This is a genomic window from Nodosilinea sp. P-1105 (assembly GCF_012911975.1).
Lineage (GTDB): Bacteria > Cyanobacteriota > Cyanobacteriia > Phormidesmidales > Phormidesmidaceae > Nodosilinea.
Map to the genome: position 1 here is coordinate 34,386 of NZ_SMDQ01000039.1, position 17,848 is coordinate 52,233.

Consider the following 17,848-nt stretch of genomic DNA (forward strand, 5'->3'; position numbering starts at 1 on the left):
GGGCCGAGGGCACTAATAGCGCAGGGTCATGACAATACCATGGTGATCAGCCAGGGAGCCGTTCTCCATCAGCATCACCTCTCCCCCCATGGCCAGCACCGCCTCAATAATTTCGTCCACCGCATCATCCATCACCTCGGTGCCACCTTTTTCGTCCACCACCTGCAAGCCACCTTTTTCGTCCACCACGCCGGGCACATGGTAGTCACTCTCCACCAGCAACAGCTTACCTCGCCCTTCGTTGGCCAACTGCCAGATTTCTTCCAGGGCGGTGGAAACTTTTTTCTCCCCCATGGCCTTATCGAGATCCTTGAGCGCATCTTGTCGCTGCTGCTGGCGCACATTTTGCACAATGGGCCACACCTCGGGCACCAGTTCGGCCACGGTGGCGTTATCAAAGTTGCCAGTGGTGGTGCCAGCCACCTGGGCCGTGTAGGCTGACACTTCCTGAAAGAAGGAAATTTGGCGGATCACCCCCCCGAGAACCAGGGGCAACGCTTCCCCTTCGGCATACTCCGTAAAGGCCCGGTCCACCTGTTGGAAGAAGCGGCGGTGGCGATCGTCCATATAGGCCGAGTCAGCTTTATCCGGCAGGTTAGTGGTAGCACCGGGGCCAGTCATTTCCATCGGGAAGTTCTGGTCAGTGACTTCTTCCAGGGTTTCCCCTGTACCAGCCAGCAGACGGGTCGCCCCCTGACTCAGCAGAAACACCCAGTAGCGCTGGGCCCGGTGCAAACCATAGACCAGATCCCGCGTGGCAAAGGATTGGTCAATAATAATCCGCTGGGGCACAGGGAACGGCAAGTAAAACTTTTTAGCGATGTCGTGGCTGACAAACAGAGCTAACCCATCCAGGGCATAGGTGTAGTCAATATCATCGGCCAGGGTGTCTAGGTTTTTCAGCAGGGGCTCTAGCTGGCGGGCCGAAAACTCCTGGGACAGGCGATCTTTGGCCTCCCTCACCAGGTTTTTAACCCGAATTGGGTCCTGCTTATTGTCCGGGGAGGTGCGGTGGGTGGGCAGCAGAATCGACAGGGCCGGAACCTTAGTCAGGGCCTGTAGTTCCTTCAGGTCGTGACGAGTCAGCATGGGGTCTTTCCTTATAGAGAGCAAAAAGGGTGGGCATGCCCACCCTAAACCTTCATGATTGTCGTGATCCTATACGCATAGTTTGGCAAATAATGACCACATTCAGGAATTCAAGCGTTAGGGGTGTCCTCTGCTGCTGCAGGCTCCAGGCTGATTTCGGCTTGATCAAGGAACAGGCCGTCGTCAGTGGCGAGAATACCACTGGCGGTCATGGTGTTATCAGCTTGGGTGATACGGGCGGCCCCCATGGCGTCGGAGCCTCCTCCAGCGGTGTATAGCACATTGCCTCCTGTTTCCAGCTGTTCAGCAATATCCGCCTTAATCGCATCACGGATGAGCTGAGCCCCAGCTTCGGCTAGGACAGCCTCAACTTGCTCAACCCAGGTGTGCTCAATCACGGCAATAATAGCCGAGGTGTTGGGTTGCAGGACCGACCCCAGATCCTTCATTTCAGCCCTGAGGGGTGCCCCCTTGAGCTTACCGACCAGGGCACCGATAACGCCACCCCCAGCGGCGATCGCGGTGACCGGTGGAGCTATCACTAGCCCAATCAATCCCCCAACGACGCCCCCAGTGACTAACCCTTTGCGAGTCCGACGCTTGGCATCGGTAATTTTGAGCTTGCCATTGCTATCTTTCACCACCACTGCAGCATCGATAATGCCAATCAGTCCGACTTTCTTACCCTGCTTTAGGTCAGCCATCACCGTGGTGGCTTGATCAGGGTTGTTGAACGCAGCAACAATAATTTGAATTGGGCGATCACTCATAACTTTTCCTTCCAAACACAACAATCCGTACAACTGATGTCAACCAGGATTTGTTGACATCGGTTGTCACGTTAATTAACACACCAAGTAGTCCTGTTAGTTTTCGCTTTCGCAGGCGGCAACCGAAATGGAGTAGAAATTACCGTTGACGCCCCCTAACCGCGCATTAACCACAGCCGGGTGACGACCTGTCGGGGACTGAAACGGGATCACATAGGTGGTACCAGCTTCCACATCAGCACGACCCGTGAAGGCAGGTTCTGAGCCCCCTTGGGGTAGGCGCAGGTTGATATCGAGATGGTAAGGGCCGGTGTTTTCCACGGTTACCAGGGCCACATAGTAATCAAACTCTGGGCTGTTGGGCACCAAAAAATCGGTATGCCAGTTGTTTCTGGCCACTACTCGATTTTCAATCCGCTTGCGCACTTCGGTTTCCCCAGTAGTCACCTCCTGCAACTTGACACAAGGACTATCCATAGCGTCAGCCTGAGCCATCAGCGGTTCAGAACTGGCCTCCACCGAGGGTACGAGCATCCCAGGGGACAGAGCCAGGCTCGTAGCAACACCCAAGGTTGCGGCAAAAAGACGTTGAAATCTAATCATTGTTAGTCTAAATAAAACCGTCAAAATCACAGAAAACACCTGAAGGCCTAGCGAAATTATCTACGCCCAAGGTTTTGAATAGCTAAGTTACAACCACGGCATTGACATTGATGCGGCGATATTCCGATCACAACACCAAGGCCTTAGACAGGTTTCTGGAACAATAGGCTCCGCTTCATTCAGTGACTGTGGCCCCTGTAGGGCTGCACCCACCATTGGGGAGCATATTTCCCAGAAGTGACCTAAGCTTGGAATTGAGCCAGAACTGTTCTCAATCTATGACAAGAAGATATGAAACTCATATGACTGGCCCCAATGACGATCAAGCCTCCTCTGACCTGTACGGAGCTGGGGAAATGGCACCAAGCATAGTTTCAGGGGTAAAATAGCCCAGGGCCTGAATAATCCGGGCGATGCAGCCGGTCCAACCGGTTTGATGACTGGCCCCAATGCCAGCCCCATTGTCCCCATTGAAATATTCGTAAAACAGAATCAGGTCTTGCCAGTGGGGGTCGGTCTGAAATTTCTCGGCTCCTCCATAGATGGGCCGACGCCCAGCCTCGTCTTTAAGAAAAATACTGGCCAGCCGCTGGCTAATTTTCTCACTAATCTGAAACAGGGTCAGGTGCTCCCCAGAGCCGGTCGGGTACTCAATGGTGAAGTCGTCACCGTAGTAGCTGTACAGCTGTAACAGTGCCCGCAATAGCAGCAAATTCACCGGCATCCAAATCGGCCCTCGCCAATTAGAGTTGCCCCCAAACATGGCCGAAGTAGAGTCCCCAGGCACATACCCAACTTTGTATTCTTGCCCCTGGTGGTAGAACACATAGGGATTTTCCAGGTGATAGCGGGAGAGGGAGCGAATGCCGTAGTCACTGAGAAATTCGCTTTCATCCAGCATTCTAGCCAGCACCCGTCGCAGCTTAGTCTCGTCCAGAATAGACAGCATCAGCCGGTGTTTGATCCCCTGCTTGATCGGTAGGTGCACGTTACCGCATAGCTCTGGGTGGCGATCGATAAAGAGGGTCACCCGTTCCCGCAGTCGCGGCAACTCATCAAAGGCTTCTCGGGGGAAGACGGCCACCGCCATCAGAGATAGCAGCCCCACCAGCGATCGCACCTTCAGCCGGGTGGCATTGCCGTCGGGCAGGCGCAACACATCGTAAAAAAAGCCATCTGTTTCGTCCCACAGCTCATCCTGGTGATCGCCGATGCGGTCCATGGCTCCAGCAATCCACATGGTATGCTCAAAGAACTTGATGGCCAGGTCTTCGTACAGGTGGTCGTGTAGGGCCAGCTCGATGGCGATCTGGAACATCCGCTGGCTAAAGAACACCATCCAGGCGGTGCCGTCCGCCTGTTCTAGCCGCCCACCGGTCGGCAGCTCTGAGCTGCGGTCAAACACACCGATGTTGTCCAGGCCCAAAAAGCCCCCTTCAAACAGGTTGTTGCCCCCTTCGTCTTTGCGGTTGACCCACCAGGTGAAGTTAATCAGCAACTTGGAAAAGGCATATTTAAGAAAGTTCAGGTCTCCTCGGCCGTCGTTGCGATCGCGATCGCGCAGATAAATTTCCCACGTGGCCCAGGCATGGACCGGCGGGTTGACATCGCCAAAGTTCCACTCATAGGCCGGAATTTGACCGTTGGGATGCAGATAGTCCTCCCGCAGCATCAGCAGCAGTTGATCCTTGGCAAAGCCCAGGTCAATCAAACTAATGGGGATCACATGAAACGCCAGGTCCCAGGCGGCATACCAGGGGTATTCCCACTTGTCAGGCATTGACACAATGTCATCGTTAACCATGTGGAACCACTCGCTATTACGCACATGGCTCTTCTCCGCCACCGGGGTCCAGGGGGTGACGTCTCGCTCCCGTAGCCACTGATCCAGGTCGTAGTAAAAGTACTGTTTGGTCCACATCATGCCAGCCAGGGCTTGACGCATCACATTGGCGCGATCGCCATCGGCCAACACCTTAGGGGGCATCACCGTGGCGTAGAATTCGTCAGCCTCTTGCTGGCGAGCGGCAAAGTTGTTCTCAAAGTAAGCACTAAAAGGATCGCCCACCTGATCCGGCGCCGCCTTGGTCAGGCGTAGCTTCACCACCTGGGTTTCCCCGGGGCCGATAGTCAGTTGAAAGTAGGGCGACACCTTGGTGCCCACGCCCTCCGGGTTAACCGCCTCGGTCTGGCCATGCACCACATAGTTGTTGATGCCATCTTTGACATAGGGGCTGGGGTTAGGTTGGCCGAAGAGGCGCTCCTGATTGGTTTCGTTTTCGGTAAACAGCAGCGGCACTCCGGCGTCGCAGTAAAAGTAATAGTCCAGCAGATAGGGGGTCAGCGCCGGGTTAGTCACATGGGCCTGCACCACCCCAGGCCCTAACGTCTTCATTTCCGGCTTCGACCCAGTATCCAGCCAGGACCAGGTATTCCGAAACCACAGGGTCGGTAACAGGTGTAGCGGGGCGGCTTCGGGTCCCCGATTGATGGCCGTGATCTGGATTAGCACATCCTCGGCGTCGGCCTTGGCGTACTCCACCACCACATCGAAGTAGCGATCGTCGTCAAAGATGCCTGTATCCAGCAGTTCGTATTCCAACTCGTGGCGGCTGCGGTGGGCGTTGGTTTCCACCAGGTCGCTGTAGGGAAACGCCACCTGGGGATATTTGTACAGGTACTTCATGTAAGAGTGGGTGGGGGTACTGTCCAGATAAAAGTAGTACTCCTTCACATCTTCCCCGTGGTTGCCCTGGCTATTGGTCAAGCCAAATAGCCGTTCCTTCAGGATCGGATCTTGGCCATTCCACAGGGCCAAGGCAAAGCACAACAGATTGCGATTATCGGTGATGCCCCCCAAACCGTCTTCCCCCCAGCGATACGCCCGCGATCGGGCCTGATCATGGGGAAAATAATCCCAAGCATTGCCGTCAGCGCTGTAGTCTTCGCGCACGGTGCCCCACTGGCGTTCGCTCAGGTAGGGACCCCACTTGTACCAATCTACCTGGCCGCTGCGGGTGGCGGCCAACCGTTGCTCTTCTGTGGTCATAAGTACCTCATACCGGGGATGGGTGGATGCCTAGTGCTCAGTCAATCTGATGATGGTGGGATCTGTGACCTGGGGTTTACGGTTTGCGGTTCACGGTTTGCGGTTCACGACCAACCTTGCACCGCAGCCCTGTTGACCCGTCACTGCTGGCTTGACAGACCACTAGGGAATGTAGCGATCTAGAATTCTGAGCATTCTAGCCGGGGAATCCAGCCCAGGCAATCCACAAATGTTAACCGTGGTATGGTAGCCGACCTGACTTTGAGCCCCACCTATGATCGAGAGGATGGCTGTGCGCCTATTCCCAGGGCTACCCTGGCAACAGCGCCGGGTTTAAGCTTTTCGTTAATTTGCGCGATCGCCGCAAAACCTGGTGTATACAATTGAAATCCTTCGGCTTTAGCGTCTGGGTTGATTGGGAAGATATTCCTCCTGGCTCGGACTGGAAGCGAGTAATACTAGAAGGAATCATTTCCTCAAACAATCTAGTTTTTATTATTAGCCCAGATTCTGTAAAGTCAGGCTTTCTAGAGAATGATGTAGAAAATGCAGCAAGGTTCGGCAAGCGTATTATTCCTATTTACTACAGATTTACTACAGAGATACTTCGCGTGAGGAAATTCACCCAATTATCAGAGAAAGGAATTGGATATTTTTCATGGAGAATATGAATTCGATCCATCCTTTGACTCATCTATTGAGAGTTTAATCAGCACTCTAAGTGTTGATCCAAATTAGGTAGTGGATTAGTGTAAAGGATAGAGAAAAACAAGGCATCGCCGTCGCATTTCTAGATTCTAAGGGAGTAGGATCCATGACAATCGAGATGACCTGTCCAACCTGTGGGTCTCACGACATCTCCAAGAACGGCACGACCAGACGCGGTAAGCAAAACTACAAGTGCCGAGACTGTAACCGCCAATTCGTCGAGGATCCCCAGTGGAAGCCGAAAGACAAAGACACTCGGTCTTTGGTCGACCTGCTGCTGCTAGAGAAGATTCCCCTAGCCGGCATCGCCAGAGCCACCGACGTCTCTGATAGTTGTTACAGGGCGGTCACTCTGGCAATCGCCCATTTGAATCAAGGTTCGATAATGTGCGCGCGTTTCTCGGTGTGGCCTTGTCTTCCCATCGTCCCTACGCTCCGCGTGGGAACGCCGCCTCTGGCGCTCTGCGCCCCGGCCCCACCAGTCGCAGGAGCGTCTCACCAGCGTGGGCACAAGCGATCATCGGGTTCCTCGGTATGGGTGGGCGGTGGGTTACGGTGGGGCGCGGTTGGTGGGGTGGAGCTACTCTCTACCTCCTGGTAGACGCCTTCTCGCAGCACATACACCCGCCACACCTGGCCGTTGAAACGCCAAAACTCGGGCACCCTCAGGCTGACATAGAACTGGTTTTTGGCAATATCGGTGTGGGTGATGTCCACCTCCACCACCAGGTCGGGGGGTGGGTCTTCGTCAAACACCACGTTGCGCCCCTTTACCAGTGGTTAATTCTGAATTTAGTAGGCGTTGTCAGGCTCAGCCCTCTGGCGCAGGTGAGGGTAGATCATGGTAGTGGAGCCCATCGTCGAATGTGAGTCGTGACCCACGACAGGAGGGCAGGGCGTCTAAAATTTGCAGATACCCGTGCCACGACAAGCTATGCAGTACCGCCCGCTGTTCTCCCACTGGGCGCAGGTCTGATTTGGGTTCGGGGGCAATAGCAACCATGGGATTGTAGCAAGACACTCTACTGTCAGTGTAGGCGATCGCCCCACCCTGCTCTTTCCCCAGCTCACGACTTGCCAAATAAATCGAGCTGGTCAGCGGGGTTGGTTTCCTTAACCCGGCGGCGAGGCCGACTGGCCTTGGGCACCTCGCCCCGCAGGCCCACGGCGATGGTGCTGTGGCGTTCAATTTCCTGCATGACGTCTCGGGCCCGCTGGATCACCGAGGGAGGCAGTCCGGCCAGGCGACCGGCTTCGATGCCGTAAGATTTGTCGGCCCCACCGGGCTGCACCTGGTGCAGAAAGATGATCTGGTCCGGCATTTCTTTGACTGTGACCTGGTAGTTGGCCACGTTGGGTACCAGGGCGGCGAGCTCGTTGAGTTCGTGGTAGTGGGTGGCGAAGATGGTGCGGGCGGCGATATCCACGGCCAGGTGCTCGGCCACAGCCCAGGCGATGGAGAGACCGTCGAAGGTGGCGGTGCCGCGACCAATTTCATCCAGCAGCACCAGGGATCTGGGGGTGGCATGGTTGAGAATATTGGCCGTCTCGTTCATCTCTACCATGAAGGTGGATTGGCCTGTGGCCAGGTCATCCACGGCACCGACCCGGGTAAAGATGCGATCGCAGACCCCCAGCCGCGCCGCCTTGGCCGGTACAAAGCTGCCCATTTGGGCCATCAACTGAATCAGCCCCACCTGGCGCAGGTAGCAGCTTTTGCCGCTGGCGTTGGGGCCAGTGAGAATAATCAGGTCCTGGCGGGTAGGGGCCTGGCGGTCATCCGGTATGGTCCCCAGGTAGGTGGAGTTGGGCACAAAGAACCCGGCGGGCAAGAGCTGCTCGACCACGGGGTGGCGGGCGTCAGTAAGGGCGATCGCGCGGCTGTCCTCCATATGGCTGTCCTCCATATCTGGACAGCAGTACCCCTGGAACACCGCCACTTCCGCTAGCCCACACAACACATCGGCGGCGGCGACGGCGGCGGCGACTTTGCGAATCAGTTCCACCTGCTCGCCGACGGTGTCCCGCAGTTGATTGAAAATCTCGTACTCCAGGGCATTGATTTCCGACTCAATGTTGAACACCCGCGCTTCCCGTTCCTTCAGTTCGGGGGTGATGTAGCGTTCTTCGTTGGTCAGGGTTTGTTTGCGAATGTAGTCGTCCGGGGCCTGGTCAGCTTTGGCCCGGGAGATACTGATGTAGTAGCCAAAGGCTTTGTTGAAACCGACTTTGAGGGTGGGAATGCCCGTGCGCTGGCGTTCTGCGGGCTCTAGTTCGGCAATCCAGGTCTGGTCGTCTTTGGCCTGCTGGCGTAGACGGTCCAACTGGGGGTTGACCCCGTCGCGGATCAGGTGGCCCTCGGTCAGATAGAGGGGCGGGGTTTCCACCAGATGCGATCGCAGCCGTTGGCCCAGTTGTTCCAGCTCTGGCGGTACAGACTGGAGCGCCTGAAGATAAGGGGATTGGGCCTGTTCTGCCAGGGCCGCCAAGTCCGGCAGGCGCCAGAAAGAGTCCGCTAGGGCCACCAAATCCCGAGCATTGGCGGTGCCCGACCCGGCTCGTCCCGCCAGCCGCTCCAGGTCGTAGATCTGCTTCAACTTGTGCTGTAGCAATTGCCGCAGGTTGCCGTCCTGCAACAGTTCTTGAATGGTGGCCTGCCGGGCCTGGATACCCTTCACATCCAGCAGCGGTTGCAGCAGCCAGCGGCGCAGGGTGCGCCCGCCCATGGCGGTGACGGTACGATCCAGCGCCCACAGCAGAGAGCCATTGTAGGTGCCATCCCGCTGGGTCTGGGTGATTTCCAGGTTGCGGCGGGTCTGGTGGTCGATCACCAGATAGGCGGCCAGGGTGTAGGTACAGAGGGGCTGAAGCGGGGCCTGGACCGTCTTTTGGGTATCTTCCACGTAGTCTAGCAACCCCCCAGCAGCCCGCACCGCCAGAGGCAGGTGGTCGCAGCCGAGCCCCTCCAAAGAGCGTAGCCGAAACCGTTGCAGCAACCGTTGGCGGGCCTCGCTTTGGCTATAGGGGCCTTGGGACCGCAGGGTGTAGCAAAACTGGCGCGGCAGGCAATCGGGCAGTTGCTCCGAGCGATCGCCGGGCCGCAGCATCGCCCCCAAGTTGGGCGCATCCACCGGGAACAGCACCTCGGCGGGCTGCAAACGCAACAACTCCTGGCTGAGCTGATCCAGGTCTTCCCCCTGGGTGGTGAGAAATTCTCCGGTGGACACGTCGGCGTAGGCCAAGCCCCAGTGGTGCCCCGCCACCACCACCGAGGCCAGAAAGTTATTCTGACTGGCGCTGAGCATGCCCTCTTCGATCACCGTGCCGGGGGTAATCACCCGGGTGACTTCCCGCTTTACCAAACCTTGGGCAACGGCCGGGTCTTCCACCTGGTCGCAGATGGCGATCGCAAATCCCTTTTCCACCAGCAGGGTGCAGTAGCGATCGAGGGCGTGGTGGGGAATACCCGCCAGGGGCACCCGGCCAATGGCCTTACCGGCGTCTTTGCTGGTGAGCACCAGTTCTAGCTCCCGGGCGATCGCGATCGCATCTTGAAAAAAGGTCTCAAAGAAATCTCCCACCCGGTACAGCACCAGAGCGTGGGGGTACTGCTCCTTCATCTCCACATAGTGCCGCATCATTGGGGTGAGGTCATCCCAATTGACGGAGTGGTGATCAGCGTAGCGCACCGTATGCTTAGCTAGGCGCTCGGGAATTGGCGGCTGACCGTCGGTGGCGGGGGAAGAACCAGACATGGATGGCGTGCGAGGTTAGCGTTCAGCGTTGTCCCATGGCCTCCTAACTTGACGGAGCCAGGCAGTTTCGACATCGTTGCATATTTTATCGATCAAACACCCCAAAAATCCTCAATCCCTCAACCAATCTCCTGCAAGTCTTGCGATATCCTGGGTTCAACCCCTCTGCCCCAGCGATTCTATGACGCCTGTCGATATCGCCTTTTTGCCCGCCCTAGACCAAGCTCAGCTGATTCGTGACCAAGACATTTCACCCCTAGAACTAACGGAGTTGTATCTGGAGCGGATTGAGCGACTCAACCCCAAGCTTGGGGCCTATGTCACCGTCATGGCCGACCAGGCGTTAGCCGATGCGAAGGCTAAGACCGAGCAGTTAGCCAGTCATCCCGACGACCTGCCTGCTTTATTTGGGGTGCCGGTATCTGTCAAAGACTTAAATGCCGTGGCTGGGGTGCCCTGTGCCTACGGTATTAAAGCTGCTCGCGATCGCGTGGTCGAGCAAGACGACTACATTGTCCGCAAGTTACGCCAGGGGGGCATGGTCATTCTGGGGAAAACCGCCACCTCCCAACTGGGCTCTCTGCCCTATACAGAGCCGCCGGGGTTTCCGCCCGCCCGCAATCCCTGGAACCCAAACTATACCCCCGGTGGGTCCAGTGGGGGGGCGGCCGCTGCCCTAGCCGCCGGCCTCTGTGCCATTGCCCAGGGCTCTGACGGTGGTGGCTCGCTACGGGGGCCTGCGGCCTGCTGTGGCTTAGTGGGCCTGAAAGCGGCCCGGGGACGAATTAGCTTTACTCCCCTGGGGGAGCGATTGAACGGGTTAGCGGTGAATGGTGCCCTCACCCGCACTGTGGCTGATACGGCCGCCATGCTCGATTTACTCAGTGGGTATCAGCTGGGCGATCCCTACTGGTTACCGGACCCAGACCCCTCCTTCTTGCAGGGGCTATCCCAAGCGCCGCCACCCCTGCGCATTGGCTATACCACCCGACTTGAACCCATTGGTGAGGCGGATACTGCCTGTGGCCAGGCGGTCCAGGCAACGGTACAGGCCCTCGAAGATCTGGGCCATAAGATCGAAGCCGTTGATTTTCCCGATTTAAGTGATTTAATCGAGCCGTTTATTGTGGTCTGGCAATGTGTGATTGCAGAACTGGGAGTCCCCTGGTTTGCCCTAGACAAAATGAACCGCTGGCTATACTGGCGAGCCTGTTGGATCAATAGCGGGTCGTACTTGCGATCGGTGGCCCAATTGCAGCAGGTAGCCCGCCAAGTTGTCCAGTTCTGCTACCCCTATGACGTCATGGTGCTGCCCGTCTACATGCACACCGTGATTCCAGTGGGGGCATGGAAGCGGCTGAGACCCGCTAAGACGTTGGATAAGGTGATCAACTGGGTGGCGCCCTGTCCCCTTTTCAATGCCAGTGGTCAGCCAGCATTGGCCATCCCTACGGGCTTCGATGACAATGGCTTACCCGTGGGAGTCCAGTTGGTTGGCAGGCCTGCTGCTGAAGCCACCCTGTTAGCCTTAGCGGCTCAACTAGAATCCGCCAAACCCTGGCACCATCAGCGTCCTCCCCTGGCAGACAGCTAAGGCATTTGACATTGACGGCCCCCTAATTCGTTAGGCCATCGGTCGGCCAACCCTTTTCGAGTACTTGAAAGGTCGCCGCATGGTTGCCAGCCAGTACTAGGGTAGATGGCCAAAGCACTGGCTGGCGGGATCTCTAGGGGGCTGACCGTTGCACTTCTCTCTTGAGATAGATGCTTAAATGGCAAATCATCCCCTAGGTTTAGCCATAGATTCGGTTGCTACCATCTAACCCCAGGAAACTTCGGAGAAAGCGAATCCTCACGTTCAGCCAGCGATCGCAGCTGCAGTAGGGCATATCCCATCGCTGGGGAGAAAGTTTTCTAGAGATTCCCTGAGTTCTAGGTGGCAGAATTGACCAGACGCTATTTCAATTCTTATGTCTTCAGCCACAGTTTCCTCTGACCAGGTGTACCGTGTCGTCGAAAATCGGCACAACAACCCGTTTGAAGTTTTAGGTTCCCATCTTTTAGAGCAGGTTAATGGTCACCCCAAATGGGTGATTCGGGCTTACCTTCCTGATGCCGAAGCCGCTTGGGTCGTCAGACCTGAGGATCAGCAAGAGTATGCCATGGAGGCCGTTCACCATCCCCACTTTTTTGAGTGCCGGATGACTGGGTCAGCCGATAGAAATTATTTGCTGAAGATCAAGGAGAATGGCCATGAGCGGGTGATTCGTGACCCCTATGCCTTTAGGTCGCCGCTACTGACCGACTTTGATATTCATCTATTTAATGAGGGGAATCACCACGTCATCTACGAAAAGATGGGTGCCCATCTAGTCGAGGTGGACGGGGTAACAGGGGTATACTTTGCCGTCTGGGCCCCCAACGCCCGCAATATTTCAGTGGTGGGCAACTTCAACCAGTGGGATGGCCGTAAGCACCAAATGCGGTTACTCCAGGGCGGCGTTTGGGATCTGTTTATCCCCGAGCTAGGGGAGGGGGAGATTTACAAATACGAGATCAAGAACCCAGAAGGTCACGTTTATCTCAAGTCTGATCCCTACGGATTTCAGCAACAGGTCCGCCCCGACACCGCTTCGGTGGTGACCGATTTAAGCTATGAGTGGCAGGACGAGACCTGGATTGACCAGCGTCGCCACAGCGATCCCCAAGAGCAGCCGGTATCGGTCTATGAGGTGCATTTGGGGTCCTGGTTGCACGACAGCATGGAGAACCCCCCCGCATCTGGAACCGCCGTGCGGGTGAGCCAAAAGCCCGATGCCCGGTTCCTCACCTATCGAGAGCTGGCGGACCGATTGATCCCCTACGTCAAAGAACTGGGTTATACCCACATCGAAGTGCTACCCGTGGCCGAACACCCCTTCGACGGGTCCTGGGGCTACCAGGTGGCCGGGCACTTTGCCCCCACCTCCCGGTTTGGCAGCCCCCAAGACTTTATGTATTTTGTGGACCAATGCCACGCCAACGACATTGGCGTAATTGTGGACTGGGTACCCGGCCACTTTCCTAAAGATGCCCATGGGCTGGCCTTCTTTGATGGTACCCACCTGTACGAACACGCCGATCCCCGCAAAGGGGAGCACAAAGGGTGGGGCACCCTGGTGTTCAACTACTCCCGCAACGAGGTGCGCAATTTCTTGATTGCCAACGCCCTCTTCTGGTTCGACAAATACCACATTGACGGCATTCGGGTGGATGCCGTCGCCTCCATGCTTTACCTCGACTACGATCGCGAAGACGGAGAATGGGTCCCTAACCAGTTTGGCGGCCACGAAAATCTGGAAGCCGTGGACCTGCTGACCCAGCTCAACACGCTGATCTTTGGCTACTATCCCGGCGTGCTATCGGTAGCAGAAGAATCGACCGCCTGGCCCAATGTGTCACGGCCTACCTACATAGGTGGCCTGGGCTTTAACTTCAAGTGGAACATGGGCTGGATGCACGACATGCTCCACTACTTTAGCCAGGATCCAATCTATCGCCGCTACCACCAGAACAACATTACCTTTAGTATCTGGTACGCCTTTAGCGAAAACTTTATGCTGGCTCTGTCCCACGACGAGGTGGTACATGGCAAGGGCAGCCTGTACCAGAAAATGCCTGGGGATGAGTGGCAAAAGATGGCCAACCTGCGCGCCCTCTATGCTTACATGTTCACCCACCCCGGCAAGAAAACCTTGTTCATGGGCATGGAATTTGGCCAGACCACCGAGTGGAATAGCTGGCTAGATCTTGACTGGGGCTTGCTCAAATACGCACCCCACCAGCAGCTGAAGCAGTTTGTGGCCGACCTCAACCGCCTCTATCAGCAAGAACCGGCCCTGTATACTGACGACTTTTCCACCGATGGCTTTGAGTGGATCGACTGCAACGATGCTGGTAACAGTGTGGTGTCCTTCCTGCGACGGGATCAACACTCCGATCAGTTTGTGGTGACGGTGTGTAATTTCATGCCTCAACCCCAATATGACTATTGGGTGGGAGTGCCCCAACCTGGCTATTACCGAGAACTGCTGAATAGCGATGCCACCGCCTACGGCGGCAGTGGGATTGATAACGATGGCGGTCAACAGAGCCATGACTGGGATAACCCCTGCTGGCCCCACGCCCTAAGTCTGACACTGCCGCCCTTGGGTGTGGTAGTGCTGAAGTTGGAGTCGTGAAGGCGTGAAGAAGTGAAGAGGGTGAAGGAGTAAAGAGGTAAAGACCCAAAGATCTACCCCTTCCCCCCATCTCCCCATCTTCCCATCTTCCCCACCCTCCCCTTGTAATCCATAGCAAAGAAAGGAAACTACCCCCTTATGGTTGCCACCGCTGCTCGTATTCAACTACTGGACAGTGAAACCCAGGCGTTGTTGGACTGGGCTGACCAGGTAGATCATTCAGAAGAAACCTTGTTGCATAAAGCCCAAACCCTGGCGACTCGGCTAGGGGCTCACTATCGGCCCGATGGCCTGACTGAAATTGGCATTTGGGCTCCTGAGCTAGGGGCTGATATGGTACAGCCCAAAAACATCTATCTGGAAATCTTTACCCCAAAGCAGGCTATAGATCCCACCCGACCCAGCCAAAGGGCACGCTTTCGCCGCGACACGGTGGAGCTCGCGAAGCAGGGCGAATATTTCTGGGGAGTGCTATCGGGCCTGAAGCCGGGCACCAAAGACGAGTTGGGTTCCTTCTACTGGCTGCGCTATCTGGATGCTCACGACGAGGTGCGAGTGATTGGCGACTGTTTAGCCTATTCGCTGCCCTATGGGGTCTATGCCCCAGCTGAGGTCTATGACATGAACAGCTTGCAGCGCGATCGGGCTGACCTAGACTACTTCACCCAGGGGGATGTGGATGACCAGGGGGTGGTGCAAGTTCATGCCCCTAGCAATATTTTGCAGCTGCATGTCAACACCGCTTCCCCCAATGGCTATATCAGTGGGTTAACCGCCCTGTATCAGGGGATTGCCGAGAAGCTAAAAGCTCAACAGCCTTTGACCTTAGCCGAGCAAAATTTCGTGGGCTACGACGCGGTCCAGCTCTTACCCATCGAACCCACGGTGGAATATCTGGGGCAGCATGATGTGGGCCATGGCTTCTTTAGCCTGCGGGATGATGACATGGCTGAGATGGACCCGGAAACCGAAGAAATTGATCGCGAAGCCGACGATGTGCAGGTGGCCTTGAAAAAGCCGGACACCCAAAACTGGGGTTACGACATTGTCATTTTTGGCTCCTCTGCCACTAACCCTGCGGTGCTTGAAACCCTTCGGCCTCAAGAGCTTGTAGACTTTATCGCCACCCTGCACAACTTTCCCACCGGGCCGATTCAGGTGATTTTTGACATTGTCTATGGCCATGCCGACAACCAGGCGATTGAGCTATTGAATGGGCGCTTTATGAAAGGCCCCAACATGTACGGCCAAGACATTAACCATCAAAATCCCACCGTGCGGGCCATTTTGCTGGAAATGCAGCGGCGCAAGAACAACACTGGCGTCGATGGCATTCGCGTCGATGGAGCCCAGGATTTCAAATTCTTTAACCCCCTGTCAGGGGAGGTGGAGTACGACGATAACTACCTCAGCGACATGGCCGAGGTGTTGCAACACATCGGTGATGGCAAACGCCGTTTGTTTTCGATTTTTGAGGATGGTCGTCCTTGGCCTGCGGAAAACTGGGAAGAAGTATCCACCTATCGAGATATTGTCGAATTTAAGCCCGACGCGTTTCAGTGGGGGCCGCTGATCTTTGCCCACAATACCCCCAGCCTAAAGCGGTTTTGGGATCGCAAATGGCGACGGGTGGTGGAACAAATGCATACCGGCGAATGCTGGATCACCGGCTGCGGCAACCACGACACCCTGCGTCGGGGTACCCAGGTGGATCCCAGCCTCGATATCAACTGGAACTTGGGGGATAGTCTGCCCCAGGTGCTGAACAATGCTTACGATAATCCGGCCATTAACCTGATGACCTATGGCTTTAGCCCCGGGTTGCCAATGGACTTCATTAACTGCACCATGCATGCTCCCTGGGGCTTTTTGCGCAACACCGATGACCGCTACGGGGTCAAGGTAGTGGCGGAAGAGGCGGTAGGCTTTCTCGACTGGCAGATTATTCCAGAAACCTACGATTGGCCCGAGTTGTTTCCTCGGTTGAAGGCGATGGGCTTTACCAAGCTGGGGGAGTTGCGCCAGTTTATGCAGGGTCTCCATGATGCCATTAATGAGACCGACTATGACCTTGATGAGGTGGCTCACCTGTGCCAGACGTTGCTCACCCATGACGCCGATACGTTGCCAGAGGAGATCACCCAGCGTAAATCGGCTCAGACCCTGAAAGCACTGAATGTAGCGGATAAATCGGAGGTGTTGGCCCAACTGGATGTGGCTAAGCTGAAAGAACTGGCCAAAAACTTTATGGAAGACACCCACGAGATGTGCAATGTGTGGCTCCAGCAGGACAATCTGAGTCGCGATCGCGTTGCTTTTAACTTAGCCCTGCGCCGGTTTCGCCGCTCCCATCCCTGGTTGCGTCACAATCTATCTCCCCTAGACCGGTTTAACCGCATCCATACGGAGCAGCAGACGGTGTTCTATGGTCTGCGCACCGCCCCCGCTGAGGCGGGTACAGCCATGCAGGTGGCCATGGTGACCCACATGGGGGGCGATCCACTCACTGTGACCCTAGGGGATTGGCTTCAGCTTGAGGACGATGATAGCTGGCGCCTGGCGGTGTGTTCGCCCGGGGTAGCGCTGACCAGCCCTGGGGATGCGCTTAAGGCGTTTGAGTTGACCGACAGCCAGGCGGTGTTGTTAGAGCGGGTGGTGGCGTAGCCTGATTTTCCTCTGTCCCGTGCATTAATGCACTACCAACTTCCGAGTTGTTTGGATCTGCCGCCACGGCAGCCCAGTGAGGAATAAAGCCTTCAGCAAGCTTGCGGCCAAGAATAATACAGTCAATAGGTTCAATAATTTGATCAACGTACCGCTTCAAATTATCGTCCCAATTCCATATCATCCAATCCATTTCGCCGTTGGGGCCAGCAATATAACCATCAATCGACATTTGGATCTGAAGTTTTAGAGTTCACATAGGGGTGCTTCCCTCCCAACAATATCTGTTCAGACCTATCCGCAGTTGATCATCCAGGGGATGCCGTATTGATCGATCGCCATGCCAAAGCGCTTGGCCCAGAAGGTTTCTTCTAGGGGCATCTGGATGGTGCCGCCTGCGGCTAGAGCGTTGAAGATCCGCTCAGCCTCAGCGGGGTCAGACAGTTGCAGTGAAACCGAGAAACCCTTGGGAACTTCATAGGTGCCGGGGGGGCAGTCAGACCCCATCAGACCCCAATCACCCAGGGTGAGATGAGCGTGCATGATTTTATCGGCCCATTCAGGGGGGACTTCATTTTCCATGGGTGAACCCTTATGGGGCATCATGGCATCGAGTTGGCCCCCCAAGGTCTGGTGATAGAACTTGAAGGCCGCTTCGCATTGGCCATCGAAAAAAAGATAGGGATTCACTTGCATGATGGTCTCCTTTGATTTAGTGAGTAACTTCAGAGAATGAATGGGGATTCCAGGGGTTGTAGGTGCCAAAATTCCACAGGTGGTTCTCTGGATCTCGACAGGAATAGTCACGTCCACTGTAGGTTTGCTCTGTCCTCAGTCAGCCTCTGGCTCGATGGGCACCGAAATATGTTCGTGGATACTCTGCCATCCCTGTTGATGTCGCCGGTAGCCAGCACTCCCGGTTCGCTCATTTCTAAGGAGGTTCCTCAGATTCTGGCCCCAGCCGAGTGTAAATACTCACCGGGAAGTTGA

Annotated in this window: 11 protein-coding genes and 2 pseudogenes; 4 read left to right on the forward strand and 9 right to left on the reverse strand. The window is 55.9% G+C overall.

The genetic code is table 11. The features are described from left to right. Window positions 1-12: 12 nt before the first annotated feature. The 4 genes from E1H13_RS16385 to E1H13_RS16400 form a co-directional block, all read right to left on the reverse strand. Entirely contained in the window at window positions 13-1,089 is a 1,077-nt protein-coding gene (locus E1H13_RS16385) for a hypothetical protein (protein WP_169614595.1), read from the reverse strand. 110 nt (window positions 1,090-1,199) lie between these two features. Beyond that, on the reverse strand, window positions 1,200-1,859 hold the full coding sequence (locus E1H13_RS16390) for a DUF1269 domain-containing protein (RefSeq protein ID WP_169614597.1): 660 nt from the start codon (window positions 1,857-1,859) through the stop codon (window positions 1,200-1,202). A gap of 96 nt (window positions 1,860-1,955) precedes the next feature. Further along, the gene (locus E1H13_RS16395) at window positions 1,956-2,429 is read right to left on the reverse strand and encodes a hypothetical protein (protein ID WP_169614598.1); all 474 of its coding nucleotides are present in this window, start codon (window positions 2,427-2,429) and stop codon (window positions 1,956-1,958) included. A gap of 355 nt (window positions 2,430-2,784) precedes the next feature. Further along, window positions 2,785-5,511: a glucosidase gene (locus E1H13_RS16400; RefSeq protein WP_169614600.1), complete on the reverse strand. Its 2,727-nt coding sequence runs from the start codon at window positions 5,509-5,511 to the stop codon at window positions 2,785-2,787. 826 nt (window positions 5,512-6,337) lie between these two features. Here E1H13_RS16400 and E1H13_RS27325 point away from each other — a divergent pair. Next, window positions 6,338-6,448 (forward strand): annotated as a pseudogene (locus E1H13_RS27325) (IS1 family transposase); the annotation flags it as partial. Between the two features lie 266 nt (window positions 6,449-6,714). Here the strand turns inward: E1H13_RS27325 and E1H13_RS27330 are convergent. The 3 genes from E1H13_RS27330 to mutS are packed head-to-tail and all read right to left on the reverse strand — an operon-like array spanning window position 6,715 to window position 9,974. Next, window positions 6,715-6,978 carry a Uma2 family endonuclease gene (locus E1H13_RS27330; protein ID WP_347404174.1) on the reverse strand — a complete coding sequence of 88 codons (264 nt, stop codon included), beginning with the start codon at window positions 6,976-6,978 and terminating at the stop codon, window positions 6,715-6,717. Window positions 6,979-7,030: 52 nt separating this feature from the next. Continuing rightward, window positions 7,031-7,300, reverse strand: a complete 270-nt coding sequence (locus E1H13_RS27335; protein ID WP_240966676.1) for a hypothetical protein — start codon at window positions 7,298-7,300, stop codon at window positions 7,031-7,033. Next, the gene (mutS, locus tag E1H13_RS16420; RefSeq protein WP_169614604.1) at window positions 7,287-9,974 is read right to left on the reverse strand and encodes a DNA mismatch repair protein MutS; all 2,688 of its coding nucleotides are present in this window, start codon (window positions 9,972-9,974) and stop codon (window positions 7,287-7,289) included. The genes E1H13_RS27335 and mutS overlap by 14 nt, the downstream gene beginning before the upstream one ends. Before the next feature lie 181 nt (window positions 9,975-10,155). On the opposite strand from mutS, the gene E1H13_RS16425 reads away from it, so the two are divergent. The 3 genes from E1H13_RS16425 to gghA all read left to right on the forward strand — a co-directional run bounded on the left by E1H13_RS16425 (window position 10,156) and on the right by gghA (window position 16,858). Beyond that, complete coding sequence (locus tag E1H13_RS16425; protein ID WP_169614606.1) at window positions 10,156-11,568, forward strand: amidase; 1,413 nt, start codon at window positions 10,156-10,158, stop codon at window positions 11,566-11,568. Window positions 11,569-11,944: 376 nt separating this feature from the next. Continuing rightward, window positions 11,945-14,194: a 1,4-alpha-glucan branching protein GlgB gene (gene glgB / locus E1H13_RS16430; RefSeq protein WP_169614608.1), complete on the forward strand. Its 2,250-nt coding sequence runs from the start codon at window positions 11,945-11,947 to the stop codon at window positions 14,192-14,194. Between the two features lie 138 nt (window positions 14,195-14,332). Continuing rightward, window positions 14,333-16,858, forward strand: a complete 2,526-nt coding sequence (gene gghA / locus E1H13_RS16435; protein WP_169614610.1) for a glucosylglycerol hydrolase — start codon at window positions 14,333-14,335, stop codon at window positions 16,856-16,858. Window positions 16,859-16,919: 61 nt separating this feature from the next. On the opposite strand, the pseudogene E1H13_RS28035 reads toward gghA, so the two are convergent. Further along, window positions 16,920-17,096, reverse strand: a pseudogene (locus tag E1H13_RS28035) (dihydrofolate reductase family protein); the annotation flags it as partial. Window positions 17,097-17,152: 56 nt separating this feature from the next. After that, window positions 17,153-17,554 carry a VOC family protein gene (locus tag E1H13_RS16445; RefSeq protein WP_169614612.1) on the reverse strand — a complete coding sequence of 134 codons (402 nt, stop codon included), beginning with the start codon at window positions 17,552-17,554 and terminating at the stop codon, window positions 17,153-17,155. Between the last annotated feature and the right edge of the window lie 294 nt (window positions 17,555-17,848).

Coding starts and splice junctions, on each gene's coding strand:
- E1H13_RS16425 (WP_169614606.1), top strand. CDS start 10,156: ATGACGCCTGTCGATATCGCCTTTTTGCCCGCCCTAGACCAAGCTCAG.
- gghA (WP_169614610.1), top strand. CDS start 14,333: ATGGTTGCCACCGCTGCTCGTATTCAACTACTGGACAGTGAAACCCAG.
- E1H13_RS16400 (WP_169614600.1), bottom strand. CDS start 5,511: ATGACCACAGAAGAGCAACGGTTGGCCGCCACCCGCAGCGGCCAGGTA.
- mutS (WP_169614604.1), bottom strand. CDS start 9,974: ATGTCTGGTTCTTCCCCCGCCACCGACGGTCAGCCGCCAATTCCCGAG.
- E1H13_RS16385 (WP_169614595.1), bottom strand. CDS start 1,089: ATGCTGACTCGTCACGACCTGAAGGAACTACAGGCCCTGACTAAGGTT.
- glgB (WP_169614608.1), top strand. CDS start 11,945: ATGTCTTCAGCCACAGTTTCCTCTGACCAGGTGTACCGTGTCGTCGAA.
- E1H13_RS16390 (WP_169614597.1), bottom strand. CDS start 1,859: ATGAGTGATCGCCCAATTCAAATTATTGTTGCTGCGTTCAACAACCCT.
- E1H13_RS16445 (WP_169614612.1), bottom strand. CDS start 17,554: ATGCAAGTGAATCCCTATCTTTTTTTCGATGGCCAATGCGAAGCGGCC.